We start from the raw sequence: 26,194 nt of genomic DNA, 5'->3' as shown, positions 1-26,194 counted from the left end.
CAGTTCCCGAACGGGCCGGGAATGCCCGGATACACAATGCTGGGGTCAGTTGCGCGGCATCACCCGCAACCAGATGCCATCCTTTGCGCGGACCGTAAGGTGGGCCACCGGAACCGGGTCACGCCCCTCGATGCGCTCGAATCGGAAGCGGCGCAACAGCATCGACAGGATCAGCGGGCCTTCGACCATAGCAAACCCTGCACCGGTGCACACACGTGGACCTGCAGAAAACGGCATATAGGCCGTGCGCTGGCATGTTTTTCCGTTCTCGGTCTGCCAGCGGGTCGGGTCGAATCCATCGGGGTTATCCCAGAGCCGTTCGTGGCGATGCAGATGCCACGGGCTCAGCACTAGCTGCGCACCGTTGGGAATGTCGCGGTCGCGGAACCGCTCGGGGCAGCTTGCCTGACGGACCATCATCGGCACCGGCGGATAGAGCCGCAGCGCCTCGCGGAACACGTCGCGGCTGAGGCGCAGTTTTGACATCACGGCAAAGCCCGGCTCGCCAGCACCAAGCTGCTCTGCCTCTTGTGCCAGCCGCTCCTGCCACTCCGGGTAAAGCGCCATCAGGTAGAGCGTCCAGGCCAGTGCCGAAGCCGAAGTTTCATGTCCCGCCAAGAAAAAGATCGCCACCTGATCGACCATCTCATCGGTGTCAAAGCGTTCTCCGGTCTCGGGGTCCGCCGTGGTCATGATCTTTGTGGCCAGATCGTCCGGGGCCGCGCCTGCGGTGATTGCCTTCATGCGCTCGGCTGTCAGATGTGCGATCAGACCCCGGATTTTGGCTGCATTGGCCCGCGTTTCGCGGGAATGAAACCGCGGCATCCAGCGGGGCAGAGGCACAAAGGCCGCGATGTTCAGGATCGGCTGCGCCCGCTGGTAGGCGCGAAACCGGGCAAAGACCTGCGCGGCGACCTCATGTTCGATCGGGATTGAGAACAGGGTGCGAAAGATCACGTCCGCTGCCGCGTGGCTTGTGACCTCTTCGATCTCAACTGTCTCGCCCGCTTGTGCCAGCCGCCCAACCGCCGCCTCGGACGCGGCCCACATGGCAGGAAAAGTATCCTTCAGCCGCCCACCCTCAAATGCCGGGTCGATGATGCGCCGCTGCCGTTTCCATGTTTCACCATTGGTCAGAAAGACCGAATTACCCAGCAGCGGACGCAGCCCTTCGCTGACCCGACCAGATTTGGGAAAATCATCGGGCCGCTCCTTGAGCACGGTCTGGATCAGATCGGGCTGATTCAGCAGAAAAGACCGAAAAAACGGCGTCCGAAACTCGGCCATCCAGGCGCGATAGAGTTTTGCTGGCTGGGCGGACAGGATATCGTCGCGAAACAGCCGCAGGTATCGCAAAAGCGAAACCTTGTCCGGCCGCGCGGGCGGTTTCGGAGGCAAAGGTGCAGTCACGGTGCCACCGAAGTGAACTTTGACACGGTTTTCGTGATCCGGGATTTCGACGGCGCGCGCCCGGCATACCGATCCCCCAGCACCCGTGGCCCTGCGGTGATCCGGAAATAGTCATAATCTCCGGGCTGGTCGAAAGCGCAGAGATATTGAAAATGAAGCCGGAAGAAGCGCCAGCGCAGTTCTTTCCAGCGCTCGGGGCTCAGCGTCTGGGTGAAGGCGGCCGAAATCACCAATGGCCAATGCTTGCCTTCCGGGGCCACACCGCTGACGCCGACCGGATCACAAAGCGCAAAGGCGCAGCCGTCGCCGGGGGCCGAGACATCGACCCAAGCCAGTTCATTTCGCCCCGACAGGAACTGCAGATCCGCCCTGATCCGGTGTGCGTCGGGCAGGAACGAGACCATCGGCACCACCTGCCCCAAAGACAGGAAGGAAAGCACAGGTCCATCTTCAGACACCCGCCCGGATCGGATCAGATCGGCCAGAACCGAAACCCCAACATGGGCACCTGAAGAATGACCAACCACCAGAACCTCATCCACCTCACTCTGCAACGCCTCGGCGATCTGCTCTGTGAACTCTGCCATTCGCACCTCAAGCTCGGGTGGATTGGCGCCCCTGAACTGGGCTGAATAGGCATAGTCGTGCATCAGGTAGTAAATAAAGAACTTTCCATCCCGCACCCGGAACCATCTGAGAAGGGCGATACCCGCCCCGCCCCCGAGAACCAGCCCCGCCAAAGACATGAGGGGCAGTGGAATCAATGCCACCGCCCGTGCCACGCCCCATGCCAGCAGAACAGCCAGCAGCGCCTGCAGGATCAGTGCACCAACCGGATAAAGCGCCGCGATGACCGGGCCCTTTCTGAGCCGCATCAAGCGCCACAGCGCCCCCGAACCGATGTAGCACCAGGCCGTGCGCAGCATTTGAAGATATGTGGCAGGTATGGTGTTGGACATGCTGCCCCGGACAATGTCGGACCAGACCAGCACGTCGACGTCGGTGTCAGTTTCCTTCCCGTGCTGCCTCGAGGTCACGTGCCAGCCGTATGGACCCTTCGTGGTCTTGGGTTTCAGGTCGATCTGATACCCCGAGATCTTTGCCTGCGCCGCCCCTTCCTTGCGGTAGAGCTCGCGGTAACGGCGCGGATGGATGGGATCATAGCCCGGAATGTAGAACACCCGGCGCCGCCGCACCTGTCGTTCGGCATCCCTTTCCTTCAGCAGTTGCGACTGACCGCTCATTCCTAAACGCCTCGCCGGGTCTTTCGCCTCGTTAGGCAGAGGCTAGCGCAGCATTCGGGCAAGAGTAAGACCCGGAGAGAGTTCCGCTCGTTTTTCTTGGCTGTCCTGCCCTTTCAGCGGATCGTGAGCATGGTGCCACCATCCCGGATGGGTCAGCCGTTTCAGCCCAACGTGGCCAGTGCCGGGAAGGTTTCGAGCAGCCAGTAGGAAAAGGCCGAAAAACCGCCGGTCAGCATCAGCAGGCCAATGGTCCACAACAGCAGCCCCATGACCCGCTCGATCTGCTCCATGTGACGCTTCATCCAGCCCATCAGCCCGGTCAGGCGCGGCAGGAATGCAGCCACAAGCAGAAACGGAATACCCAGCCCCATCGCATAGACCGCCAGCAGGAGCGTGCCACGGGTCACCGACGCCTCAGAGGCCGCCATCGACAGGATCGCGCCCAGCTGCGGCCCGATACAGGGGGTCCATCCAAAGGCAAAAGCGAGGCCGAGAATGTAGGCACCAAAGGCACTTCCACCCCGGTCGCCCACGTCGATGCGTGCCTCGCGGTCCAGAAACCCGATCCGGTAGACCCCGACAAAATGCGCGCCAAAGATCATCACCAACAGCCCGGCAAGGGTGTTGAACGTGGATTGGTACTGCAAAAACACGGTGCCGATCGCCGAAGCGGTGAACCCCAGAAACAGGAAAACGGTCGACAGGCCCAGAACAAAGAAAACCGCCGGGCCCAACGCCTTGTTGGCGGCCCCTTCCCCTTCGCTCAGCTCACTGACCGATACACCGCTCATATAGGCAAGATACGGCGGCACGATCGGAAGAACGCAAGGTGACAGGAAACTGATGACCCCGGCCATGAGGGCCACGATCATGGCAGGCAGCAAGGCCGCGTCGATGATATCGATTCCGAACATAGTATCGCACATATGCCATTGTCGCGGGCACGTCACGCGGCAAGCAGTCACAACCCTGTGGACAGGGGAACAAATCCGTCCTATCTGCGAGCCATGACCGAGATCACCGAAACGCTGGACGCATTGGGACTGTTATGCCCGCTGCCTGTTCTTAAGGCCCGCAAACGGTTGAAATCCCTGCCCGATGGCGCTGTTCTAAGAATGCTGGCCGACGATCCGGCTGCGATCATTGACGTGCCACATTTCTGTACCGAAGCCGGACATGAACTGATATCGCAGAGCGAAGACTCCGGGCAGCAGATTTACCTTATCCGCAAAGGCAGCTAAGCCGGTCACCCTGCCCCGAAAGCGCGCCCACAGAACTGTTGTCACGAACGAAATCGGGCGCGCCCTGACAGGCCCGCCCGATCTGAATGTGATTTACTTCAGCGACCGATCGACCACCAGCCACGACGTTTCGGCTTGGAAGGATCCGGTGTTTCCGGCTCGGCGGACACCGTTTCGAGTTCCGGTTCCGTCCCCTCGTCAACAGCCGTTCCGTTTGCGAACGGCTCCTCTGCCGAGGCAACTACAGAAACCGGTTCTTCGGCTGCGGGTTCAGCCTGCACTTCGGCCGTAATGACCTCGGCTGGTGCGGCTTCTTCCGGGGCGCTCTCGGACGTGGCTTCAACCGGCGCTTCAGTGGCTGTTGCCTCGGCCTGATCCTCTGCCGAAGCCGAAACCGCGTCGCCGATTTCACCGGCTTTCTCCTTGGCTTCTTCTTCGGCCCGTTCCGCACCTGTTTCTTCGGCGGGCGTTTCCGAAGCGGCGTCTGCGGCCTCTTCCGCGGGGACTTCCTCCGCTTCGCTGGCCTTCTTGCGAGACCGCGACCGGCTGCGGGTCCGGGTGCGTGTTTTCTTGGCGGGCTTTTCGGTTACTTCGGCCTCCGGAGCCTCTGCCTCGTCGGCGGTGGCACCCTCTGCCGATACGTCTTCGGACGCCTCAGCCCCTGCCTCCGCGCCGTTCTCGGAGGCCGTATCGCCCCCATTCTCATCCTGAGCGGCCTTGGACTTGCGCCGGCGACGGCGACGCTTGCGCTTGGGTTTCGCGTCTCCCTCGGGTGTCTCAGACACCTCCTCGGCGGGCGCCTCTTCGTCGGCGTCGATCTGCTCCATCAACCGGGTATCGACCGACACCACAGGCGCGGTGGCCTCGGGCACCACACGCGTTGCTGTCTTGAACTTTTCAAGCGAGAAATCCGGGCTGACAAGATGCACATCACCTTCGATCCGGATCGACAGACCATAGCGGGCCTCGATCTGGGCGATATGCTCGCGTTTCTGGTTCATCAGGAAGTTGGCAATGGTCACGGGGCAGCGCACCAATACCTCGCGCGAGCGGCCGCGAGTGCCCTCCTCCTCGATCTGACGCAGGATCGACAACGCCATGTTGTCATCCGACCGGATCAGTCCGGTCCCGTGGCAGGACGGGCAAGGCTGGGTCGTGGCCTCGATCATACCCGGGCGCAGACGTTGACGCGACATCTCCATCAGACCAAAACCGCTGATCCGACCCACCTGAATGCGAGCGCGGTCGGTCTTGAGCTTGTCCTTCATCCGCTTTTCGACGGCGGTGTTGTTCTTGCGCTCGTCCATGTCGATGAAGTCGATCACGATCAAGCCTGCGAGGTCGCGCAACCGAAGCTGGCGGGCCACTTCCTCGGCCGCCTCCAGATTGGTCTTGAGTGCGGTTTCCTCGATCGAGGCTTCCTTGGTGGCGCGGCCCGAGTTCACGTCGATGGCCACCAGTGCCTCGGTCACACCGATCACGATGTAGCCGCCGGATTTCAGCTGAACCGTCGGGTTGAACATCGAGCTGAGATAGCTTTCGACCTGATAACGCGCAAACAGCGGCAAACCGCCTGAGTATTGCTGCACGTTCTTGGCGTGGGACGGCATGATCATCTTCATGAAGTCCTTGGCCGTACGATATCCGCGCTCACCTTCGACCAGCACTTCGTCGATCTCGCGGCTGTACAGATCGCGGATCGAGCGTTTGATCAGGTCGCCCTCTTCATAGATCTTGGCGGGGGCAATCGATTTCAGCGTCAATTCGCGGATCTGTTCCCAGAGCCGCTGAAGGTATTCGTAGTCCCGCTTGATTTCGGCCTTTGTCCGCTTGGCCCCGGCAGTGCGCACGATAAGACCCGCGCCGGTCGGCACGTCGATTTCGGCGGCGATGTCCTTGAGTTTTTTGCGATCGGTGGCATTGGTGATCTTGCGGGAAATGCCGCCACCGCGCGCGGTGTTGGGCATAAGAACGCAGTAACGACCAGCCAGCGACAGATAAGTTGTCAGCGCAGCCCCTTTGTTGCCGCGCTCTTCTTTGACCACCTGCACCAGCAGAACCTGCCGGACCTTGATGACCTCCTGGATCTTGTAGCGGCGCGCGCGCGGTTTGCGCGGCGGGCGAATGTCTTCGCTGTCATCCTCGTCGGCGACGGATTCGATGCTGTCATCCTTCGAGGTCGCGTCGGCCCGCTGCGGGGCATCTTCATCCTCGGCTTCGGCCTCTTTCGCGGTCGTTTTGTCGGCCTCGTCTGATGCGGATTCCTCTGCACCGGCTTCGGCTGGTTTGGCTTCGGCGTCGCCCTCGGCAACATCTTCTGCCCTGGAATCATCTTCCGCCGCAGTCTCGGCTACAACTGGTTCGCCGTCTTCTGTGCTGTCGGCAGCATCATCCGAAACAGAGGCTTCCGGTGCGGCGTCTTTTTCGCCGTCACCCGAAACGGCCTGTTTCGCTGCGTCGGCACCGTCATCACCCTGCGCAGCCCCGTTATCTTCGGGCTCTTCCACCGGAGTGTCGGCCACGGTTTCCATCGGCGAGCTGCCTTCGGGCACATCACGCGGATCGGCACCTTCGGCGATTTCGGTCCCGTCCAGATCGATGGTTTCCATGCCACGGATTTCGACCTCGAGGGTCTCGACCGCATCATCGGATTTCAACCCCTCGGCCAGGGTTTCGGATTTCATTTCAGCCTTTTTGTCAGCCTTTGCGTCGCCCTTGCCCCGGCGAGACCGGGACCGGCGCGACTTGCCGGGCTTGGCTTCTTCTTCCTCGTCCCGCGCGCGCATCGCTTCGGCGTGGGCGCGCTCTTCTTCCATCAGTGCTTCGCGGTCAGCGACCGGGATCTGATAATAGTCCGGATGGATCTCGGAAAAGGCGAGAAACCCGTGTCGGTTTCCACCGTAGTCAACGAATGCTGCCTGAAGGGACGGTTCGACCCGTGTTACCTTGGCGAGATAGATGTTGCCGGCAAGCTGGCGCTTATTTTCGGATTCAAAGTCGAATTCCTCAACCTTGTTTCCGTCGACCACCACAACGCGGGTTTCCTCCGCGTGGGTGGCATCGATGAGCATTTTCTTAGCCATATGTCCTTGGTGCACCGCGCCACACGCGCTCGCCGCCTGCGCCCTGGCGGGCACAGTGATTTCGGGAGATTACGTTTGGCGGGGTGTCTTGTCTGGGCGATATTGAACGGCGCATGCCAATTACCGGCTACGGGAGAGCCGGCCACATTGGGTCCGGCCACGTAGGGTTCGGCCATCCGGCCCCCTGCCCGTAAGCTCAAGTTGCGCGCGCGCGTCATCGCGGTTCTTCTCCGACAGGCGCGAATATGTCCGGCGCCTGCCCGTTTATTCCTCTCACCTGCGAGTGTCCCGCAAGCGAAGGCGTTGCAATGCTCCCAATCGGGAGCGTGATCGGTCTGCTTCGGACTGCCGGCTCCTTGCCGGTTCAAACCCGAAGCAGCGAAACTCAAATATCCGGACCTCTGGCGCATCTGGCGCAGGCCCGTTTATCCACATTAAGGGAGAGTCCGGTCAAATGACAATGGGCAAAACGCAAAGGCAGATCCTTGGCACACGCTAAAAGTGTGCCAAATTGGGGCGACGCCCTGCCAAACAGCCTGATTTGCAGCATTTAGCCCTTAGCTCGCCCATGCGTCCGGATTGTCCGGGGAACGGCTGATTTCGGCCGCTTTACCCGGAACCGTTTCCAGAACCGCGCGCTGAGTCACAGGTAGTCGGCCCGCTGCAAGCCGTATTTTGCCATTTTCTCGTTCAAGGTCCGACGCGGCAGGCACAGTTCATCCATCACCGAAGCGATCGAGCCCTTGTGGCGGCGCATCGTGTTGTCGATCAGCATGCGCTCGAACGCTTCGACATACTCTTTCAGGGGTTTGCCCTCGGTGGTCATAACCGGCTGCATCTCTTCATGGTCCGACATCAAGAGCGAGGCGATGGTGCCCGAGCCGCGCCGCGATTGCAGCACCGCGCGTTCCGCAACATTGATCAGCTGCCGCACATTGCCCGGCCACGGTGCCTGAAGCAATTGCGCCGCTTCCTGAGCGCTGACCTTTGGAGCGTCACAGCCATATTCCTCGGCAAACTGTTCGGACAGCCGCGTGAACAGCGTCAGGATATCCTCGCCGCGCTGGCGCAGCGGTGGCATGGTCAGACGCAGGGCTGCGAGGCGGTAAAACAGGTCCGGACGCAGCGCGTCCTCGCAGGTTTTCCCAGCTTCCTGCAGGTTGGAAATGGCAATGATCCGGGTTTCGGCCGGAGTGCCCTGCTGGTTGATCACAGAAAGCAGACGGGCCTGAGATGTATCGGACAGCGCCTCGATATCCTCAAGAACGAGAGTACCGCCGCGTGCTTCCTCAATGGCAGGCAACTGAGAATCTTCGGGCAGCATCGGCCCAAACAGCCGCTTTGACAGCGCCTCGTCTTCAAGTGCAGCACAGGAAACCAGAACGAACTTCTTGCCGGCCCGGCTGCCTACGGCGTGCAGCGCATGCGCCACCAGAGTCTTGCCGGTCCCGGTTTCGCCGTCGATCAGCACATGGCCGTCTGCCTGCCCGAGATCGAGAATATCCTCACGCAACCGCACCATGTCTGGGCTGGCGCCGATCAACTTGTTCATGATCTGGGTGCCGTCGCTCAGCTCTCGCCGCAGGGCCCGGTTATCCAGTGTCAGCCGGCGCGCCACCGTGGCGCGCTTTGCCAGTTCGGACATGCGATCCGGGCTGAACGGTTTTTCAAGGAAATCGAACGCCCCGACCCGCATTGCTTCGACCGCCATCGGAACATCGCCGTGACCGGTGATCATGATCACCGGAAGCGCGCTGTCATTTCCCATCAGCTTCTTGAGAAACTGCATACCGTCCATGCCCGGCATCTTGATGTCGGAAATAACGATACCCGGATAGTCCGGTCCCAGTTGCTTGAGTGCATCCTCGGCGCTGGCAAAAGTTTCGGTGTCGTAGCCCGACAAAGCCAGCCATTGGCTGATCGACTGGCGCATATCCTGCTCGTCGTCGACAATCGCAATCTTCATGGCCTGTGCCATAGATCGTATCCCCTATCCATTAATCACTCTGCTGCCTCGATGCCGTCTTCCAGCACCGGCAGCTGCATTTCGAACACTGCGCCGCCGCGTTGACCGTTGCGGGCTGTCAGTCGACCACCCAGATCGCTCACGATCCCCGAGGAAATCGCCAGCCCCAGCCCAACCCCATCACCGGGCTGCTTGGTTGTATAGAACGGCTCAAAGAGGGCATCGAGATCCTCGATCCCGTCGCCGTTGTCGCGCACCGTCAGGGTCGCAGTCTCGCCCTTGGCCAGAATGATCTCGACCTCGGGGCTTTCTACAGATTTGGTGGCATCAAGCGCATTTCGCAAGAGGTTGACCAGAACCTGCTCAATCCGCATCCGGTCGCCCATGACCAGAACCGGTTCTTCCGGCAGGGTCTGGGTGATTTTTACATGGCGCTGCCGCAGCTGCGGTTCCATCATCGAGATCGACGCCGCCAGCGCGTCACGCATATTCACCGGCGAGAAGCTGTCGGCCCCCTTGCGGGCATAGGATTTGAGCTGCCGGGTGATCGCCCCCATGCGTTCGATCAGGTCATCAATCCGGCCGAACGACGCCAGCGCTTCTTCGGGCCGGTTGCGCCGCAACAACAGCCGCGCGCCGGCAAGATAGGTCTTCATCGCCGCCAAAGGCTGATTCAGTTCGTGGCTGACAGCGGCGGACATCTCTCCCAATGCCGCCAGCTTTGAACTCTGAGCCAGCGACTGCTCGGCCACCGCGAGAGTTTCCTGCACCCGCTCGCGCTCGGCAATTTCCCTTTGCAACCGGGCGTTCAGAACACGAAGTTCAGCCGACTCCCGTTGGAACAACGCCATTCGCACCGCATTCTTGCGGCTGAGGAAGTAGAAGGCCAGCGCCAGCAGGATGGCAAAGCCCATGATCTCCAACGCCAGTACGGCATTCACCCGCTCGCGGATCGAAGCAAAGGTGGTGAACGAGGTCATCTGCCAGCCGCGGAACGGCAGGCGGTTTTCCATCCGCATCACTGCTTCGCCGCGCAGATAGGCATCTGGCGGCAGAGCGGTCCAGTCCGTTGTCACCCGAATTGCCCGCTGGATGGCCCCCTGCGGGGTCTGCCTCTTGAGCGCTTCGTCGACACTCAGGCCACGCCAGCGCGACTCGGTCGCAAGAATGATGGTGCCGGAACTGTCCGTCACCAAAACCGCGTCTGAAATCCCGGCCCATGCCCTTTCGAACTTTTGCAGATCCACTTCTACGACAATTACCCCGAGCACGCCGGAACCGTCTTCGAGCCGCCGGCTATAGGCGAACTGATAGCCCCCGGCCTCATTCTGGATCGCGGAAAAGATCGTTGCGTTAGCGCGGATCGAATCGACGAAATACGATGATGCCCTGTGCTGTTCACCCAACCGGTTGCGGTCGGTGGCTGCAACCACGCGCCCGTCTTGATCCAGCAGCATCAGCGAAGCCGCACCGATCTCTTCGACAAACGAGATCAACCGCTGGGTCGAACGGCTGTAATCTTTGGATTGCAGGGCAGAGATCAGGTTCGGGTCGCGCGCAAGCAACTGCGGTACGATGGCATTGCGGCGCAGTTCGCTCAGCAGGTTGCCGCCGTACAGCGCCAGCCGCAGCTCGGCCCGGTTGCGGGTGCTTTCGGTGAAACGATCCGTGAGCAGCCTGTTGGTGATCCACACCGTCGAGGCTGCCACAACCATGAGCAGGACCAGCGCGGCCCTGACGCGCCAGCTGACAGAGCCGGACTGTGGCCACATGCGGGCCACGGACCAGCCCGAAGTTCGCCCCGAAACCTGATCCGAAACCTGATCCGGTTTCTCAATGTCACGCGTCATGTGCCCCAAGCTACGCGCCTGCGTCGCCGGGCTCAAGTCACGCAGGTGTCAGCACCCCCGCCAATGCGCGGAAGAGCGCCACCCCGTCGGTTCCGCCGTGGCCATCATCCGCCGCCCGTTCGGGGTGGGGCATCATGCCCAATACTCGCCGGTTGCTGCTGAGGATACCAGCGATATCCGCGCAAGAGCCATTCGGATTATCGACATAGGTAAAGGCGATCCGGTCCTGATCGCGCAGTTCGGCCAACGTGCTGTCATCGGCAAAGTAGTTTCCGTCGTGATGGGCAATCGGAATGTCGATCACCGATCCAACCTCATACCCTTCGGTAAATGCACTGCTTCCGGTTTCGACTTTCAGCGCCACCGTCCGGCAGATATATTTCAGCCCGGCGTTGCGCAGAAGCGCGCCCGGCAGAACCCCGGTTTCGGTCAGGATCTGGAAGCCGTTGCAGACACCGAAGGCATACCCTCCCCGCTCGGTGTGGTTCACAACCGCCTTGCAGATCGGAGACTGCGCGGCGATCGCACCGCAGCGCAGGTAGTCACCATAGGAAAAGCCACCGGGGACACCGACAATATCGATGCCGTCGGGCAGGCTGGCATCCTTGTGCCAGACCATCGACACATCAAACCCAGCCTGTTCGAACGCAACCGCAAGATCACGATCGCAGTTCGAGCCCGGGAAGACTACGACCGCCGCCTTCATCCCTGCATCTCGATGCTGTAGGATTCGATCACGGTGTTGGCGAGCAGCTTTTCGCACATGTCGGCGACGTCTTTTTCGCTGGCTCCGTCTGCCAGCTCCAGATCGATAACCTTGCCCTGGCGCACACCTTCGACCTTGTCAAAACCCATGGCTCCAAGCGCGTGGCGAACCGCTTCGCCCTGCGGATCCAGAACCCCGTTCTTCAGCATTACATGAACCCGTGCTTTCATCTCGTGCCCTCGCAGCAGTCCCGAAGCCCCGATGGGCTTCATCTTTTTCCAAATACTCAATTGCCGACGCCCGCCACCGGGCGCGCGGCCTCATTTGATCGGCTTCAGTTGATCAGCGTCGGCTTTGTCACCGGCGCCGATTTCGGCATCACGCCAAGACGACGTGCAACCTCGGAATAGGCATCCGTGAGATCGCCGAGATCACGCCGGAACACATCCTTGTCCAGCTTCTGGCCGGTTTCGATGTCCCAGAGCCGGCAGCTGTCGGGACTGATCTCGTCGGCCACGATCAGGCGCATGAAATCTCCCTCGTAGATCCGGCCGATCTCGATCTTGAAATCCACCAGTTTGATGCCCACGCCATACATCAATCCTGAGAGGTAGTCGTTCACCCTGAGCGCAAGGCTCAGGATGTCGTCCATGTCCTGTTGGCTGGCCCAGCCAAAAGCGGCGATATGCTCTTCGGTGACCAGCGGGTCGCCAAGCGCATCGTCCTTGTAGCAATACTCCACGATCGGGCGCGGCAGCTGGGTGCCCTCCTCGATCCCCAGCCGCTTGGACATCGACCCGGCGGCGAAATTGCGCACGATCACTTCCAGTGGCACGATCTCGCAGGACCGCACAAGCTGCTCGCGCATGTTCAGCCGCTTCAGGAAATGAGTCGGCACGCCAATCTGGTTAAGCCCCAGCATAAAGAACTCGCTGAGCCTATTGTTCAGCACACCCTTGCCTTCGATCACGTCCCGTTTCTCGGCGTTGAAGGCGGTAGCATCGTCCTTGAAATACTGCACGATGGTACCGGGTTCGGGGCCTTCGTACAGAATCTTCGCCTTGCCTTCGTAGATTTTCTTGCGACGCGCCATTGCGGACCTTTCCGGGCTGGATCTGCTGGAGGCGGAATCCCCCTGTCTGGCGCCCTCTTAGTGCAAGCGCCCCCGCGCCGCAAGCTGGCCGGCATGCCGAGATGTTGCCACAGGATCTGATCATCCGTTCGCGGGCGGCTTTGCCGCACGAAGTTCCTCTTGCGCTGCCCGACGCGCAAGGCCATATCTCGGATGAAGAATATTCCAATTTTGTGAAATGAGGTCCGCCACATGACCACCTTCGACGATCGCGAAAACGCATTCGAAGCCAAGTTTGCCCATGATGAGGAAATGCAGTTCAAGGCACAGGCCCGCTGCAACAAGCTGCTGGGGCTCTGGGCTGCCGGCCTGATGGGCAAATCGGGCGACGCCGCCGAAGACTATGCCAAAACCGTCGTGCTGGCTGATTTCGAAGAAGCCGGACACGAGGACGTGGTGCGCAAGGTGGCCGGTGATCTGGGCGAGCTGTCCGACGCCGACACTGTCCGCGCCAAGATGGCCGAGTTGCTGCCCGAAGCCAAATCCCAAGTGATGAGCGAAAGCGACTAGGCGCCCGCCCCGGGCCGGTTGCCCGGACGGCTCAGGTGCATGAGCGCTGCCCTCATATTCTTCATGAGGATTATGAGTTTGATCAAACGCCCCGTTCATGACAGACGGGGCGTCTCACATTTTGGCCGACCTGCCCCGGTCAACAGGGCGCGTTTTGGCCCCCAGCGTGGAACCAAGATCATGAGCAAAGTCCTTTCCGAATTGATGGCCGCACGCGGCACATTGCTGGCCGATGGGGCCACCGGAACCAACCTGTTCAACATGGGGCTGCAATCGGGCGATGCACCCGAGCTGTGGAACACTGACGAGCCGGACAAGATCCGCGCACTCTATAAGGGCGCGGTAGATGCCGGCAGCGACCTGTTTCTGGCCAACACCTTTGGCGGTAATGCATCGCGACTGAAGCTGCACGACGCCCAGGACCGGGTGCGGGAACTGAATCGTGCCGGGGTCGAGCTGGCGCGCGAGGTCGCCGACAAGGCCGACCGCACGATCGCAGTCTGCGGATCGGTCGGACCGACCGGTGACATCATGGAGCCGGTGGGCTCGCTCAGCCATGCTGATGCCGTCGAGATGTTCCACGAACAGGCGGACGCTCTGAAAGAAGGTGGCGCCGACGCCCTGTGGCTCGAAACAATCTCTGCACCCGAAGAGTTTCGCGCCGCTGCCGAGGCCTTCTCGAAGGTTGACCTGCCGTGGTGCGGCACCATGAGCTTTGACACCGCCGGACGCACCATGATGGGCGTGACATCGGCTGATCTTGCGCAACTGGTTGAGGATCTGCCCAATCCCCCGCTGGCATTTGGGGCCAATTGTGGAACCGGCGCCTCCGACATTCTTCGCACGGTGCTGGGCTTTGCCGCACAGGGCACCGAGCGCCCGATCATTTCCAAGGGCAACGCCGGAATTCCGAAATATGTCGATGGCCACATCCACTACGATGGCACGCCTGAGCTGATGGGCCGCTATGCGGTTCTGGCCCGCGATGCCGGTGCATCTATTGTCGGTGGCTGCTGTGGCACCATGCCCGATCACCTGCGGGCCATGCGCGCCGCACTCGATAACACACCGCGCGGAGAACGCCCGACATTGGATCAGATTGCCGCCGAGATTGGCCCGTTTTCGTCCGCGTCAGACGGCACCGGGGAATCGGAGGCTCCAAAGCGCCGGTCGCGCCGCCGCCGCGCCTGAGCAACACCTGGATTTCTCCAGAATGTCAAAAATGCTACGGGCGGCCTGCAAAACAGACCGCCCGATTTTTTTGGTTCCCGGGTCCCCGGGGCTGGATGCGTGACCCGGATCAAAAAAATGCTAACCCGGATACGTCCGGGCGGGTTTCTTCAGCGCCCCTCGAAAGCCGCAGGCCGTTTTTCGAGAAAGGCCAGAACACCTTCCTGAAAATCCCGGGTCCGGTTCAGACCGCCCTGCAGATGAGCCTCGACAGTCAGCTGTTCGGACAGGGTCTTGCCATAGGTACCCCGGATCGCGGCCTTGATCGCGCGGAATGCCTCGGTCGGACCTTCGGCCAGAAACTTGGCACGGCCGCGCCAGCATGCTTCAAACGCTTCGTCTTCGGCCACTTCCCAGATCATGCCCCATTGCTCCGCCTGCCGGGCCGTGATCCGGTCGGCAAACAGCGCCGCACCCATCGCCTTGGCCATGCCCATCTGACGCGGCATATGCCAGGTGCCGCCCGCATCCGGCATCAGGCCGATCCGGGCAAAGGCCTGAAGGAAGTAGGCGCTTTCGGTTGCGATCACCACATCCGCCGCAAGAGCAAGATTGGCCCCTGCCCCGGCTGCCGGTCCATTGATGGCGGCAATCGTCGGCACCTTGCAGTCATAGACCGCCTCGAGCATGGGGTTGTATTCTTCGCGCAACGTGCGCTCCAAATCGACCTTGCCCGTTGCACCGGCGTCGCCAAGATCCTGCCCGGTGCAGAACGCCCTGCCTGCGCCGGTCATCACGATGACCCGCGCGGTGTTGGCTGCCTCTCCCATGGCATAGGTGATCTCGGCGCGCATCTGGCTGGTCAGCGCGTTCATCTTGTCCGGCCGGTTCAGCGTCAGAACCGCAAGGCCGTCCGTTTGCTCCAGCGTGATGGTTTCATATTCCATGATGTCGTCCCTGCATTGCAATTGCGCACGGGTTTCTGTCGGAAACTCCGGTTTCAGTGCAGGGTGCCGCAAAGCCGCGCATCGGAAAAGCCCAACCCGGCGTCACTCGTCGAGAATTTCCTGGAGCCGCTTCCGCTCGTCTTCGCTCAAACCGGCTTCGGCGGAGCGCGGTGCCTGTTCCCTGCGGCGCAGATAGACAAACCCCATGCCACCCGCGATCAGCAGCATGATCGGCCCCGCCGCCCATAGCATCCAGTTCGCGCCCGAGGTGGTTGGCCGCAACAGCACATATTCGCCATACCGGTCCACGACGAAGTCGATGACCTCTTCGTTGCTGTCACCCTCCACCAACCGTTCCCGCACCAGCAAACGCAGGTCGCGCGCCAGATCGGCGTTGCTTTCGTCGATGCTTTCATTTCGGCAGACGAGACAACGCAGATCCTTGGACAATTCCCGGGCCCGGGCTTCCAGCGCGGGGTCCTCGAGAACCTCGTCCGGCTGCACCGCATGCGCCGGAACGCTCAGCAGGATCGCCGCCAACGACGCCAGAATGATGCAAAAAGCAAACAGTCTCATTCTGCGGGCACTCCTCCGGCCGGCGTTTTGCGCGCACCCGCCGCAACCCGGAATCGCCGGTCCGACAGGCTGAGGGCACCACCCAAGGCCATCAGGATACTGCCGCCCCAGATCCAGTTTGCAAACGGTTTGATATACGTGCGCACTGTCCACCCGCCGTTTGCTTGTTCGTCGCCGATCACCACATAAACGTCACGCATGATGCGATAGTCGATGGCCGCCTCGGTCGTGGGCATCCGGGCAACAGGATAATCCCGCTTTTCCGGGTTCAGCACCGCGATCTCGCGACCATCGCGGGACAGGCGCACCGAGGCCATTGTCGAAAGGTAGTTCGGCCCGCGCACACGTTCGACCCCTTCCAGCACTAGGGTATACGGGCCAACCTCATAGGGCTCACCCGTTTGCACAACACGAATATCCTCGCGCTCCCACGCTGTCAGGCCAGCGATGGCAAAGATGGTCACGCCCAGCCCGATATGGGCGACGGCCTTGCCCCAATCCGCGCGCGGCAGGCGGAACATTCGGCCAAACCGGTTGATCCCCCGACCAGACCGAGACCAGAGATCCACGAGCGCCCCGGCCGTGACCCACGCCCCGAGAAACAGGCCGACCGGCCCCAAAAGGCTCTGCCCCGTCTGCATCACCCAGACAAGGCCTGCCATTGCCAGCGCAAGACCCAGCGCATACCGCAGCGACCAGACAACACGGCCCAGCCGCCCCCGCTTCCACGGCAGCATCGCTCCGATCGGAAGGGCGAGCCCGATAGCCACCATGAACGGGGTGAAGGCCATGTTGAAGAATGGCGCTCCGACAGACAGCTTCCGGTCAAAAAACATCTCGGCGACAATCGGCCAGAGCGTTCCGAAGAACACCACAAAGGCACTGACCGCCAGCAGGATGTTGTTGAGCACCAACGCGCTCTCCCGGCTGACCATTGAAAAGACACCCTTGGCCTCCATCGCCTGCGCCCGCGCCGCGAATAGCGTCAGGGCCCCTCCGGTGAACAAAGCGAGGATGATCAGGATGAATACTCCGCGCTCGGGGTCATTGGCAAAAGCATGCACCGACGTCAGAAGACCCGACCGCACGATGAAAGTCCCGATCAGGGAAAAGCCAAAGGCAAGGATCGCCAGTAGAATAGTCCAGCTTTTCAGGGCTTCGCGCTTTTCCACGACAATGGCCGAATGCAGCAGCGCAGCCGCCAGCAGCCACGGCATGAACGAGGCATTCTCGACCGGATCCCAGAACCAGAAGCCCCCCCAGCCAAGCTCATAATACGCCCACCACGATCCCAGCGCGATGCCGATTGTCAGGAATATCCATGCCGCCAAGGTCCAAGGTCGCACCCAGCGCGCCCAAGCCGCATCGACGCGCCCCTCGATCAGGGCAGCGACCGCAAAGGAAAAGGCCATGCTCAGGCCCACATAGCCCAGGTAAAGAAACGGGGGGTGAAACGCGAGACCCGGATCCTGCAAAAGCGGATTCAGATCTTGTCCGTCAAAGGGCGGTACCGGCACCCGCAGGAACGGGTTCGATGTAAACAGAATAAAGGCAAAAAAGGCGACACCGATCGCCGCCTGAACAGACAGGACCCGCGCCTTGAGAGTCGGAGGCAACCCACCGCCAAACCATGCCGCCATTGCGCCAAACAGCGTCACGATCAGCACCCAAAGCAGCATCGACCCTTCGTGATTCCCCCATGTGCCCGAGATCTTGTAGATCATCGGCTTCAGCGAATGCGAATTAAGAACCACGAGACGCAGGCTGAAATCCGAAGTCACGAAGGCCCATGTCAGGGCGGCAAAGGCAAAGGCCGTCAGCAGGAATTGCAGGTTTGCGGCCGGCTCGGCCACCGCCATCCAGTTCGACCAGCGTTTGGCGGCCCCGACCATCGGAACCACCGTTTGCACGATGGCGACCAGAAAGGCGAGGATGAGGGCGAAATGTCCGAGCTCGATAATCATGTTCGGATGTATAGTCCGACACCTCGGCGGGGCCAATGGCAAACGCAGCATTGTGACCGCATGTCCGCCCGGCCCGATTGTCGCAATCTCAACGGGGCGGACTGATGGCTCAGGCCGAACGCTTGCGCCGCCATGCCTCCAGCGCCGGGTTCGGTTCAGGCTCCATCGCTGCCAGCGTCAGGTTTGCTTCGGTGCCGCTGCCAGCCGCGCCCGGGCTCTGCGCCGTCCGAGACCGAAGATCAGACAACCCGCGAACAACCTGCGGAGTCCGAGATAAAGTAGCGGCGATATCTCGCTGAAATTCCTGAGATTTCCGCTGATGCCTGGATCCAAAATAGAACGACACGATCACCCCAAGCAACCACCACAAAGGTTCGGGCACCAGCGCAATCCCGTGCATTCTTTCAGCGAACCAGACGGGGTCTGCCATCGCGGCCACAAACAGACCGAGCGTGCCAAGCGCCAAGGCAGGGCGCGGCACCCTGTTGAGCCCGTCCATGAAGCGATCGAACCCCGTAGTTTGGGATCTGGCAAATTCGGCCGCAAACTGCTGCAGGGCCGCATTCCCCGCGTCATGGGCGCGCTGTGCCTCCGCCTCCGAGTTCTCGACGAACACTTCGGCCGTTTCGCGGACAAGGTTGCGCCCGCCCCCAAACAAAAGATCGAATAGACCCGCGATCATCCCCATGCCGAGATCCTTTCCCGAAACTGGCTTCCGGTCAGGTGAAACTGTGGTGACAGGAACTCTTCGGCACGCCTGATCCAGCCCCCCTTGCCGCCCGATCGCCTGCGCACGTATTTCCGCAACGCGGGCCGCCGGTCTGCCAGCCGGAAATAGTAGTTCCGACGTGCCACCCCATACGCATCGCGCAAGGCTGCGGGGTCCGGCCGTGACGCATCCCGCGTCGCCTGCAATGTTTGCGGGCCGATCACACCGTCCACGGCCACCCGATATCCCATGTCACACAATAGCCGCTGAAGGATCTTCACGGCATTGGTCCCAGCATTCACCTGCATGTCGAACAGGCTGGCCTGCAAGGCCACCGGCATCTCCGAAATCCGGGGGCGTCTGAAATAGTGTTCCAGAAAGATCTCGACGGCCTTGGCACGGCTCAGCCTGCGCACGTCATTGGCTTCGACAAGACCATCTCCGTCGAGATCCAGACCAAGCCGCCGCATGGTGTGCACGGTAACGCCCCATCGGGTCGCGCCGCCCGGATCATCCGGGTCGTTCACGAACCCGCCTTCCCGCGTCACGATCTCTTCTGCCATCTGCCGCACATCCTGCATCAAAGCCCCTCCGGAATGAGATGGCGCAAAAGCTGAAACATCCCGGTTAACCACGGTGAAACAGAAAGGGCGCTGCCCGGCCTGACCGCGCAACGCCCGAATGGAGACATGTGCATCTGCCCGCCGATGGGCCTCTGCCCCCGGCGGTTAGGTGTCAGCTGCCTTCCGGCTCCTGATAGACACCCTGCTCTTTCAGCGCGTCCACAACCTCTTTTGGCATGTAGGTCTCGTCATGTTTGGCGAGGATTTTCGAAGCTACAAAAACCCCGTCCACAAACTTTCCGGTCCCGACCATTCCCTGATTCTCGGCAAAGAGATCTGGCAGCACGCCGGTAAAGACAACCGGCACACTGGCCCCGCCATCCGTGACCGAGAACCGGACCGTTTCCCCCTGACCACGCTGCAAAGAGCCTTCTTCGACAAGACCGCCGATACGAAAAACCTCGGTCGATTTTGGCGGTTCCTCGACCAGCTGGCTGGGAGACCGGAAGTAGTTGATACCGTCGCGCATCGCGTAACCGATCAGGCCGGTCGCCGCGATCAGGGCAACCACCGCGAGAAGGACCACTTGAATACGGCGTTGTTTCTTCAGCGATTTCATACCGTCCTCATGGGAACAGGGGGGGCATCATCAACCCCGTGGTTTCAGCTTCACCTAACATCAGATTGGCATTCTGCAAGGCCTGACCGCTGCTGCCCTTGGTCAGGTTGTCGAGCGCTCCGACCACGATAGCGCGACGCTCGATCCGATCCGCCGTGACGCCGATATGGCAGAAATTCGAGCCCCGCACATGATGGGTCGACGGCGCCTCTCCAAAGGGAAGCATCTCGATGAAAGGTTCTTTCTCATAGGCGGCGCAGAGCGTTTCATATACGCTTTGCGGGTCGCCTTTTACGTAGGTGGTCGCCAGAATGCCCCGGTTGGCCGGAACCAGATGCGGTGTGAACTGAACGTGGACCGAACGGCCGGCAATTTTTGAGAATTCCTGATCGAACTCGCCCAGATGCCGATGGGTTCCGCCGATTGCATAGGCGTTGTAGCCCTCGCTCAGTTCCGCGTGCAGCAGATTTTCCTTGAGCGACCGGCCAGCACCGGAAACGGCGCATTTGAGATCAAGGATGATATCGTCAAGGTCGATCACTCCGGCCGAGATCAGCGGCCGCAGCACATATTGCCCGGTCGCGGCGTTGCAGCCGGTTCCGGCCACCAGCCGGGCTTCGCGGATTTCATCCCGGTAAAATTCGGTCAGGCCGTATACCGCCTCGGCCTGCTGGGCCAGTGCGACGTGAGGGTTACCATACCATTTTTGGTATTCTGCCGGGTCCCGCAACCGGAAATCAGCCGAAAGATCGACGATTTTCAGTGTCTTGGGCAGCTCTCGGATGATCTCCTGACTGGTCTTGTGCGGCAATGCGCAGAAACACAGGTCGATCCCGGAGAAATTGATTTCGGAAATCTTGCACAGGGTTGGTAGCTGCATGTGCCGCAGGTGCGGAAACACTTGCGCCATGGTCTGACCGGCCTTGCGTTCGGCCGACAGCGCAACGATTTCCATATTCGGGTGACCGGCCAGAAGCCGCACCAGTTCCGCGCCGGTGTAACCGCTGGCGCCAAGGATCGCGATTTTGTGGGTCATGTCAGACCTCTTCATGTTTCGTGGTGTTCATCAAAACCGCAGGAGTGCTGCGGCTGCAATAGGACGCCGCGCAGGCGTCCGCCTTGACCTAAGTCAGATCGATCACGGCCGACCCGGCTTCAGGCCGCTTCAAACGAGATCTGTCGTCGAAGAAACTGCGTTGCCCGGTCGCTTACCCTGCGGGGATCTCCAGTGGTGAGGTACCCACCCTTGCCGGCGCCGGCCATGTCTGGATGCCGGCCCAGATAGTCTACAAGGCTGTCAGCCACCAGCGAACCCTGACGGAAAACCTTGACCCCCGGTCCCAGTGCCTCCTGAAAACTCTTTTCCATCAGCGGGTAATGCGTGCAGCCGAGAATAGCCGCCTGCGGGTGAGGCATCTTGCGCTTCAGTGCGTCCACGTGTGACCGGACCAGTGCCTCGGCAAGGATCATGTCGCCGTCCTCGATGGCATCAACAACCCCGCCACAGCTTTGCGCCTCGACATCGACACCGATCGCCCGAAATGCCAGTTCCCGCTGAAAGGCCCGGCTCGAGACTGTCGCAGGCGTGGCGAACAACGCGACGTGCTTGGTCTCAACCTCACGAGGTGGCGAGTTGTCGCCCCATTGCCGTTCAGTCAAGGCCTCGATCAGCGGGACGAACACACCCAGCACACGCTTGCCCTCGGGCACGCCCTCTTCCTGCATCCGGCGCAGGGCGGCGGCGCTCGCGGTGTTGCAGGCAAGGATCACGAGGTTGCACCCCCGGTTCCACAGATCATTCACAGCCGAACGGGTCAGCTGATAGATATCTTCTGCGTCCCGCACGCCATATGGTGCGTGGGCGCTGTCCGCGAAATACAGGAACTCCACATCGGGCAACCGCGTCTGCGCGGCGTTCAGAACGGTCAGCCCGCCCAGTCCCGAATCGAATATGCCTACTGCCATCTGCCTTACCGTACCGGGTCAGGCCCGGTGCCGCTCCTCGAACTCATAGCCGTAATCAAAAGATTCCAGCGGTGTCGGAGACAGCTCATACGTGGCTTTGCGCAGAAAATCCATCATCTGCCGGGAGTCTTTCGCCAATGGGTCGAGAATGTCGCGTTGGATCGGCTCTCCGATGACCACACGTATCGGCGTGTCCACCCGTTTCTTGAACTCCTTGATCAGCAGGCCCATGCGCAGGGTTTGATGGAGGTGGCTGGCGATCTGGAACAGCCGACTGGTATGCCCGTCGAAAAACAGCGGAACGACAACTGCCTCGGATTTGCTCACCATCCGCGCGGTAAAGCCACGCCAGCCCGGGTCCATCGGATGCGAAAACGGCCGGGCCCCGGTCGAAACGGTGCCGCCCGGAAAAACCCCGATCGCACCGCCTTGCCTAAGATAGTCCAGTGCCTTGCTGCGGGTCTCGAGATTCAGGCGCATCGCTTCGCGGCTGTCGTCAAACGAGATCGGCAGCACGATCCGGTTCAGGTCCTCGGCCTTGCGGAACACGGAATTGGCGAGAATGCGGAAATCCCCCCGCGTTCGGGCAAGGATATGGCCCATCACCAGGCCGTCGAGAATGCCGTAAGGGTGATTGGCGATCAGGATCACAGGCCGATCCGGCGGGATGTTCGACAATGCGCCTCCGACCACATCCAGAGTCAGCCCGTATCGTTCGACTATCACCTCCCAGAAATCGCGGCCGCTTGCCACTTCCTGCTCGTAACCGCTGGCCCGGCGGATCAGGCGCAGCCGCCCCGTAGTGTTCTCCATCAGGCGGATCACGGCTCGGCCACTGCGGGTTTCTGCCGAGTGGGCATATGAAATGTCGCGGGCAATGTGGCGTCGCGTCGGCATGTCACGGATCTCCGGGTTGCCCTTGGGTAATTAAGGGCACACCCGGAGTTTGCCTAGCGCAGGTGTCGGGACCGTGACGGTTTTACTCAGCCGCTTTCTCGAGCTCCGGCCCACCGGCACGGAAGGCCGCCAGCAATTCCTCGCGGCGCTTGGCCGCCTTGGCCTCGTTGGCCTGTTTCACTGGACCAAAGCCCCGGATATCCAGCGGCAATCGGGCCAGCGCGACGGCAATGTCACGATTGTCGGCTGTGACCGACGGCAACACCGACTTCATGTCCTTTTCGTATTGCCGGATCAAAGCACGCTCCATCCGGCGCTCGGCAGAGTATCCGAAGACGTCCAGCGGCGTGCCGCGCAGGCCCTTCATCCGCGCTAGCAGTTTGAACGTTGTTTCCATCCATTCGCCGAACTCGCGTTTCTTGGGGCGACCATCCGGTCCTTTGCCGCCCAGTACCGGGGGCGCCAGATGAAAGGTCATTTTCAGATCACCATCAAACTCATTCTTCGCCTTTTCCCGGCTCGACAGAAGCAGGCGCGCGACTTCGTATTCGTCCTTGTAGGACAACAGTTTGTGATAGCCCTCTGCAACCGCGAGCTTCAAATCCGAATCCTCGATCCCATCCAGCATCCTGCGATATCGTTTTGCCAACCTCTTGCCCTGATAAAGCACCAGATGATCCGCCCGAAAATCGATTTTCTGATCCGGTGTCTTCGGCAGATCGACGATCGCAGGTGTGAGGATCTTCGCCACCTCTTCGGGATGCTCCACCGCCCAGCGGCCGATTTCGAAAGCACGCTGATTACGGTCCACCGCCGCGCCGTTCATTTCGATCGCGTCCCAGATCGCCTGGTGCCGGATCGGCAGCAGCCCCCGCTGCCACGCCGCCCCAAAAACCATCATGTTCGAAAAGATCGAATCTCCCATCACCGCCCGGGCCAGTTCAGACGCGTCGAACAGGGCCAGACGATCCTTCAGCCGCGCTTCCAGTGCAAGTTCCAGCCGGTCGGACGGGATCTGAAATTCGGTGTTGCGGGTGAAATCGCCAGTGATGATCTCGTGATTGTTGACAACGGCCCCTGCCGATCCACCGCGCAGAAGGCCAATGGTCTTGGCACCGGCGCTGACCACCAGATCACCGCCAATGAGAGCGTCGCATTCGCCGGTGGCCACGCGGATCGCGCTGATATCCTCGGGCTTTTCGGCCAGCCGGCAATGGATATGCACCGCGCCACCCTTCTGAGCCAGACCGGCCATCTCCATCATGCCGGCGCCCTTGCCATCCAGTTGCGCGGCCTGCGCTAACACCGCCCCGATGGTGACCACGCCGGTTCCGCCGACGCCTGTTATCACCACATTATGCGTGCCCTTGATCTCGGGCAGTAAGGGCTGCGGCAGGTCCGGCAGGTCGATCTCGGTCGTGGCCTCCTTGCGGATCTTTGCGCCCTCCAGCGTCACAAAGGACGGGCAGAATCCTTTCACGCACGAGAAATCCTTGTTGCAACTCGACTGATCAATGGCGCGCTTTCGTCCCAATTCGGTCTCGGCCGGCACAATCGAAACGCAGTTTGATTGCACACCGCAATCACCGCAGCCTTCGCAGATGTCCGTGTTGATGAACACACGCTTGTCCGGATCAGGGAAGGTGCCGCGCTTGCGGCGGCGGCGTTTCTCGGCTGCGCAGGTCTGGATGTAGACGATGGCCGAAACACCCTCTATCTCGCGGTATTTCTCTTGCACGTTCATCAATTCGGCGCGTTCGTGGGTTTCCACATCCTTGGGCAAGGCCGCAAAGTTCACGTCTTCCTTTTCGTCATAGACAACCGCGACATGTTTGACGCCCATCGACTTCAGTTCGCCGACGATCCGCTCGGCGCTCAAGCCGCCTTCGTTTTCCTGCCCGCCGGTCATTGCAACCGCATCGTTGAACAGGATCTTGTAAGTGATGTTGGTGCCAGCGGCCAAGGCTGCCCGGATCGCCTGAACACCCGAGTGGTTGTAGGTTCCGTCGCCGAGGTTCTGGAACACGTGCTTGGTGGTCGAGAACGGCTCTTCTCCGATCCAGTTCGCGCCTTCGGCTCCCATATGCGTATAGCCAAGGGTTTCGCGATCCATCCATTGCACCATGAAATGACAACCGATCCCGGCATAGGCCCGGGACCCGTCAGGCACCTTCGTTCCGGTGTTGTGTGGACAGCCCGAACAGAAATACGGCAGGCGCGCCGCAATTTCCTGTGCATTATCAGCCCGTTTTGCGTCCATCACAGCCCGGAGTCCGGCCCGGATGCCATCAGAGTCGCGGCCCTCTTCGATCAGGATGTCGCCGATCTTTTCGGCAATCATGATCGGGTCGAGCGCGCCCCGGGTCGGGAACAACTCCTCGCGGTGCATCGTTCCGGCCCCGCCCTTGTACCAGCCATAGACCCGACGCCCGCGGCGATCGTCGAAAATCGCCTCCTTGATCTGAACTTCGATGAGCTTGCGTTTCTCTTCGACGACGACAATCAGGTCCAGCCCCTCGGCCCAATCGTGGAAGCCCTGCATATCCAGCGGGAAAACCTGCCCGACCTTATAGGTCGTGATCCCGAGGCGCTCGGCCTCGACTTCATCGATATTCAGCAGGGAAAAGGCATGGACGAGATCCAGCCAGTTCTTTCCCGCCGCAACAAACCCGATCTTGGCACCCGGCTTGCCCCAGATCCGCTTGTCCATCTTGTTGGCATGCGAAAACGCTTCGGCCGCAAAGCGCTTGTAGTCGATGATCCGTGCCTCCTGCGGCGTTCGGTCGTCGATCAAACGGATGTTCAGCCCCCCTTCGGGCATATCGAACTGTGGCCTCACCAGTTTCATCCGGTCCGGACGCCCATCGACGACAGAGGTGACCTCGATCGTGTCCTTCATGGTCTTCAGGCCGACCCAGAGACCGGAAAAGCGCGACAACGCAAAGCCATAGACGCCATAGTCGAGAATTTCCTGCACGCCAGCAGGGCTTACGATCGGCATGTAGGCATCCATCAGCGCCCATTCTGATTGATGCAGAACGGTCGAGCTCTCGCCCGTGTGGTCATCCCCCATCGCCATCAGCACACCGCCGTGTTCGGCGGTTCCGGCCATGTTTGCATGCCGGATCGCATCCCCTGAGCGGTCCACACCCGGCCCCTTGCCATACCAAAGGCCGAAAACGCCGTCGAACTTGCCATCGCCCCGCAACCCTGCCTGCTGCGAGCCCCAGAGCGCGGTCGCCGCTAGATCCTCGTTGAGACCGTATTGAAAGGTGACCTCTGCCTCGGCCAACTGTTTGGCCGCCCGGCTCATCTGAAGGTCTACCGCGCCCAGCGGAGACCCACGATACCCGGTAACCAGACCAGCCGTATCAAGCCCCGCCTCCATGTCGCGCGCCTTTTGCATCAGCATGAGCCGCACCAGCGCTTGCGTGCCGTTAAGCAGAACCGGGCTCTTGCCCAGATCGAATCTGTCGTTCAGAGAAATCATTTGCTTACTCATCGGGCGCCTCCCCCGCGCATGATCAGTGTGCTACATCTTTCACCAATATTAGGTCATAAATTCTGACCTGTATAGGTGGATTTTTTGCTTTTCGCCACGGCAAGGCGGTTGAAAGTAGCGCAGATCATTCCTTTCATATA

22 protein-coding genes are annotated in these 26,194 nt (G+C 60.9%); 3 read left to right on the top strand and 19 right to left on the bottom strand.

Annotated features, from left to right (window positions below):
* Window positions 1-45 precede the first annotated feature (45 nt).
* From ACP15U_RS12695 to ACP15U_RS12685, 3 genes are all read right to left on the bottom strand, one after another.
* On the bottom strand, window positions 46-1,410 hold the full coding sequence (locus ACP15U_RS12695; RefSeq protein ID WP_425045512.1) for a cytochrome P450: 1,365 nt from the start codon (window positions 1,408-1,410) through the stop codon (window positions 46-48).
* Window positions 1,407-2,654: a hypothetical protein gene (locus ACP15U_RS12690; RefSeq protein ID WP_425045511.1), complete on the bottom strand. Its 1,248-nt coding sequence runs from the start codon at window positions 2,652-2,654 to the stop codon at window positions 1,407-1,409. Before ACP15U_RS12690 ends, ACP15U_RS12695 begins: the two co-directional genes overlap by 4 nt.
* A 161-nt stretch (window positions 2,655-2,815) precedes the next feature.
* The gene (locus ACP15U_RS12685; RefSeq protein WP_425045510.1) at window positions 2,816-3,568 is read right to left on the bottom strand and encodes a cytochrome c biogenesis CcdA family protein; all 753 of its coding nucleotides are present in this window, start codon (window positions 3,566-3,568) and stop codon (window positions 2,816-2,818) included.
* A 93-nt stretch (window positions 3,569-3,661) separates the two neighbouring features.
* Between ACP15U_RS12685 and ACP15U_RS12680 the strand changes: the two genes are divergently transcribed.
* Window positions 3,662-3,895, top strand: coding sequence for a sulfurtransferase TusA family protein (locus ACP15U_RS12680; protein ID WP_425045555.1), 234 nt, complete (start codon window positions 3,662-3,664; stop codon window positions 3,893-3,895).
* Between the two features lie 98 nt (window positions 3,896-3,993).
* On the opposite strand, the gene ACP15U_RS12675 is transcribed toward ACP15U_RS12680, so the two are convergent.
* From ACP15U_RS12675 to purC, 6 genes are all read right to left on the bottom strand, one after another.
* Window positions 3,994-6,978 carry an Rne/Rng family ribonuclease gene (locus tag ACP15U_RS12675; RefSeq protein ID WP_425045509.1) on the bottom strand — a complete coding sequence of 995 codons (2,985 nt, stop codon included), beginning with the start codon at window positions 6,976-6,978 and terminating at the stop codon, window positions 3,994-3,996.
* Between the two features lie 643 nt (window positions 6,979-7,621).
* Window positions 7,622-8,956 carry a sigma-54-dependent transcriptional regulator gene (locus tag ACP15U_RS12670; RefSeq protein ID WP_425045508.1) on the bottom strand — a complete coding sequence of 445 codons (1,335 nt, stop codon included), beginning with the start codon at window positions 8,954-8,956 and terminating at the stop codon, window positions 7,622-7,624.
* Window positions 8,957-8,979: 23 nt separating this feature from the next.
* Complete coding sequence (locus tag ACP15U_RS12665; RefSeq protein WP_425045554.1) at window positions 8,980-10,716, bottom strand: sensor histidine kinase; 1,737 nt, start codon at window positions 10,714-10,716, stop codon at window positions 8,980-8,982.
* A gap of 115 nt (window positions 10,717-10,831) precedes the next feature.
* Complete coding sequence (gene purQ, locus ACP15U_RS12660) at window positions 10,832-11,500, bottom strand: phosphoribosylformylglycinamidine synthase subunit PurQ (protein WP_425045507.1); 669 nt, start codon at window positions 11,498-11,500, stop codon at window positions 10,832-10,834.
* Window positions 11,497-11,730, bottom strand: coding sequence for a phosphoribosylformylglycinamidine synthase subunit PurS (gene purS, locus ACP15U_RS12655; RefSeq protein ID WP_425045553.1), 234 nt, complete (start codon window positions 11,728-11,730; stop codon window positions 11,497-11,499). The genes purQ and purS overlap by 4 nt, the downstream gene beginning before the upstream one ends.
* A 104-nt stretch (window positions 11,731-11,834) precedes the next feature.
* Window positions 11,835-12,593 (bottom strand): phosphoribosylaminoimidazolesuccinocarboxamide synthase, encoded by a 759-nt coding sequence (gene purC, locus ACP15U_RS12650; protein WP_425045506.1) that lies wholly within the window; start codon window positions 12,591-12,593, stop codon window positions 11,835-11,837.
* 231 nt (window positions 12,594-12,824) lie between these two features.
* On the opposite strand from purC, the gene ACP15U_RS12645 reads away from it, so the two are divergent.
* Both ACP15U_RS12645 and bmt read left to right on the top strand, forming a co-directional pair.
* The gene (locus ACP15U_RS12645) at window positions 12,825-13,142 is read left to right on the top strand and encodes a DUF1476 domain-containing protein (RefSeq protein ID WP_425045505.1); all 318 of its coding nucleotides are present in this window, start codon (window positions 12,825-12,827) and stop codon (window positions 13,140-13,142) included.
* Window positions 13,143-13,322: 180 nt separating this feature from the next.
* Window positions 13,323-14,333 carry a betaine--homocysteine S-methyltransferase gene (gene bmt, locus ACP15U_RS12640; RefSeq protein WP_425045504.1) on the top strand — a complete coding sequence of 337 codons (1,011 nt, stop codon included), beginning with the start codon at window positions 13,323-13,325 and terminating at the stop codon, window positions 14,331-14,333.
* Between the two features lie 149 nt (window positions 14,334-14,482).
* Here bmt and ACP15U_RS12635 read toward each other — a convergent pair whose 3' ends face one another.
* The 10 genes from ACP15U_RS12635 to ACP15U_RS12590 all read right to left on the bottom strand — a co-directional run bounded on the left by ACP15U_RS12635 (window position 14,483) and on the right by ACP15U_RS12590 (window position 26,054).
* Window positions 14,483-15,259, bottom strand: a complete 777-nt coding sequence (locus ACP15U_RS12635; protein WP_425045503.1) for an enoyl-CoA hydratase-related protein — start codon at window positions 15,257-15,259, stop codon at window positions 14,483-14,485.
* Between the two features lie 102 nt (window positions 15,260-15,361).
* Window positions 15,362-15,835 carry a cytochrome c-type biogenesis protein gene (locus tag ACP15U_RS12630; RefSeq protein ID WP_425045502.1) on the bottom strand — a complete coding sequence of 158 codons (474 nt, stop codon included), beginning with the start codon at window positions 15,833-15,835 and terminating at the stop codon, window positions 15,362-15,364.
* The gene (locus ACP15U_RS12625) at window positions 15,832-17,799 is read right to left on the bottom strand and encodes a heme lyase CcmF/NrfE family subunit (protein WP_425045501.1); all 1,968 of its coding nucleotides are present in this window, start codon (window positions 17,797-17,799) and stop codon (window positions 15,832-15,834) included. The genes ACP15U_RS12630 and ACP15U_RS12625 overlap by 4 nt, the downstream gene beginning before the upstream one ends.
* Window positions 17,800-17,908: 109 nt before the next feature.
* Window positions 17,909-18,487 (bottom strand): holin family protein, encoded by a 579-nt coding sequence (locus tag ACP15U_RS12620; RefSeq protein WP_425045500.1) that lies wholly within the window; start codon window positions 18,485-18,487, stop codon window positions 17,909-17,911.
* Window positions 18,478-19,089, bottom strand: coding sequence for a holin-associated N-acetylmuramidase (locus ACP15U_RS12615; protein WP_425045499.1), 612 nt, complete (start codon window positions 19,087-19,089; stop codon window positions 18,478-18,480). The genes ACP15U_RS12620 and ACP15U_RS12615 overlap by 10 nt, the downstream gene beginning before the upstream one ends.
* 154 nt (window positions 19,090-19,243) lie before the next feature.
* A complete protein-coding gene (gene ccmE / locus ACP15U_RS12610; RefSeq protein WP_425045498.1) occupies window positions 19,244-19,690 on the bottom strand; it encodes a cytochrome c maturation protein CcmE in 447 nt (148 codons plus the stop codon).
* 7 nt (window positions 19,691-19,697) lie between these two features.
* Window positions 19,698-20,726 (bottom strand): N-acetyl-gamma-glutamyl-phosphate reductase, encoded by a 1,029-nt coding sequence (argC, locus tag ACP15U_RS12605; protein WP_425045497.1) that lies wholly within the window; start codon window positions 20,724-20,726, stop codon window positions 19,698-19,700.
* 119 nt (window positions 20,727-20,845) lie between these two features.
* Window positions 20,846-21,655 carry a glutamate racemase gene (locus ACP15U_RS12600; RefSeq protein WP_425045496.1) on the bottom strand — a complete coding sequence of 270 codons (810 nt, stop codon included), beginning with the start codon at window positions 21,653-21,655 and terminating at the stop codon, window positions 20,846-20,848.
* An 18-nt stretch (window positions 21,656-21,673) separates the two neighbouring features.
* Window positions 21,674-22,552 (bottom strand): lysophospholipid acyltransferase family protein, encoded by an 879-nt coding sequence (locus tag ACP15U_RS12595; RefSeq protein WP_425045495.1) that lies wholly within the window; start codon window positions 22,550-22,552, stop codon window positions 21,674-21,676.
* 82 nt (window positions 22,553-22,634) lie between these two features.
* A complete protein-coding gene (locus tag ACP15U_RS12590; RefSeq protein ID WP_425045494.1) occupies window positions 22,635-26,054 on the bottom strand; it encodes an indolepyruvate ferredoxin oxidoreductase family protein in 3,420 nt (1,139 codons plus the stop codon).
* Window positions 26,055-26,194 lie beyond the last annotated feature (140 nt).

Origin of the sequence: Primorskyibacter sp. S87, from assembly GCF_049801055.1 — a bacterium.
Classification (GTDB): domain Bacteria; phylum Pseudomonadota; class Alphaproteobacteria; order Rhodobacterales; family Rhodobacteraceae; genus JBNAGF01.
Note: the sequence above shows the minus strand (reverse complement) of the source record. Positions and strands in the feature narration are given on the sequence as shown.

Excerpts from the sequence above, each read along its gene's own strand:
- ccmE (WP_425045498.1), bottom strand. The coding sequence starts at position 19,690 with ATGAAATCGCTGAAGAAACAACGCCGTATTCAAGTGGTCCTTCTCGCG.
- purS (WP_425045553.1), bottom strand. The coding sequence starts at position 11,730 with ATGAAAGCACGGGTTCATGTAATGCTGAAGAACGGGGTTCTGGATCCG.
- ACP15U_RS12680 (WP_425045555.1), top strand. The coding sequence starts at position 3,662 with ATGACCGAGATCACCGAAACGCTGGACGCATTGGGACTGTTATGCCCG.
- ACP15U_RS12625 (WP_425045501.1), bottom strand. The coding sequence starts at position 17,799 with ATGATTATCGAGCTCGGACATTTCGCCCTCATCCTCGCCTTTCTGGTC.
- ACP15U_RS12690 (WP_425045511.1), bottom strand. The coding sequence starts at position 2,654 with ATGAGCGGTCAGTCGCAACTGCTGAAGGAAAGGGATGCCGAACGACAG.
- ACP15U_RS12685 (WP_425045510.1), bottom strand. The coding sequence starts at position 3,568 with ATGTTCGGAATCGATATCATCGACGCGGCCTTGCTGCCTGCCATGATC.
- ACP15U_RS12630 (WP_425045502.1), bottom strand. The coding sequence starts at position 15,835 with ATGAGACTGTTTGCTTTTTGCATCATTCTGGCGTCGTTGGCGGCGATC.
- ACP15U_RS12670 (WP_425045508.1), bottom strand. The coding sequence starts at position 8,956 with ATGGCACAGGCCATGAAGATTGCGATTGTCGACGACGAGCAGGATATG.
- ACP15U_RS12675 (WP_425045509.1), bottom strand. The coding sequence starts at position 6,978 with ATGGCTAAGAAAATGCTCATCGATGCCACCCACGCGGAGGAAACCCGC.
- argC (WP_425045497.1), bottom strand. The coding sequence starts at position 20,726 with ATGACCCACAAAATCGCGATCCTTGGCGCCAGCGGTTACACCGGCGCG.
- ACP15U_RS12595 (WP_425045495.1), bottom strand. The coding sequence starts at position 22,552 with ATGCCGACGCGACGCCACATTGCCCGCGACATTTCATATGCCCACTCG.
- ACP15U_RS12665 (WP_425045554.1), bottom strand. The coding sequence starts at position 10,716 with ATGTGGCCACAGTCCGGCTCTGTCAGCTGGCGCGTCAGGGCCGCGCTG.
- ACP15U_RS12600 (WP_425045496.1), bottom strand. The coding sequence starts at position 21,655 with ATGGCAGTAGGCATATTCGATTCGGGACTGGGCGGGCTGACCGTTCTG.
- purC (WP_425045506.1), bottom strand. The coding sequence starts at position 12,593 with ATGGCGCGTCGCAAGAAAATCTACGAAGGCAAGGCGAAGATTCTGTAC.
- ACP15U_RS12635 (WP_425045503.1), bottom strand. The coding sequence starts at position 15,259 with ATGGAATATGAAACCATCACGCTGGAGCAAACGGACGGCCTTGCGGTT.
- ACP15U_RS12620 (WP_425045500.1), bottom strand. The coding sequence starts at position 18,487 with ATGGGGATGATCGCGGGTCTATTCGATCTTTTGTTTGGGGGCGGGCGC.
- bmt (WP_425045504.1), top strand. The coding sequence starts at position 13,323 with ATGAGCAAAGTCCTTTCCGAATTGATGGCCGCACGCGGCACATTGCTG.
- purQ (WP_425045507.1), bottom strand. The coding sequence starts at position 11,500 with ATGAAGGCGGCGGTCGTAGTCTTCCCGGGCTCGAACTGCGATCGTGAT.
- ACP15U_RS12590 (WP_425045494.1), bottom strand. The coding sequence starts at position 26,054 with ATGAGTAAGCAAATGATTTCTCTGAACGACAGATTCGATCTGGGCAAG.
- ACP15U_RS12615 (WP_425045499.1), bottom strand. The coding sequence starts at position 19,089 with ATGCAGGATGTGCGGCAGATGGCAGAAGAGATCGTGACGCGGGAAGGC.
- ACP15U_RS12645 (WP_425045505.1), top strand. The coding sequence starts at position 12,825 with ATGACCACCTTCGACGATCGCGAAAACGCATTCGAAGCCAAGTTTGCC.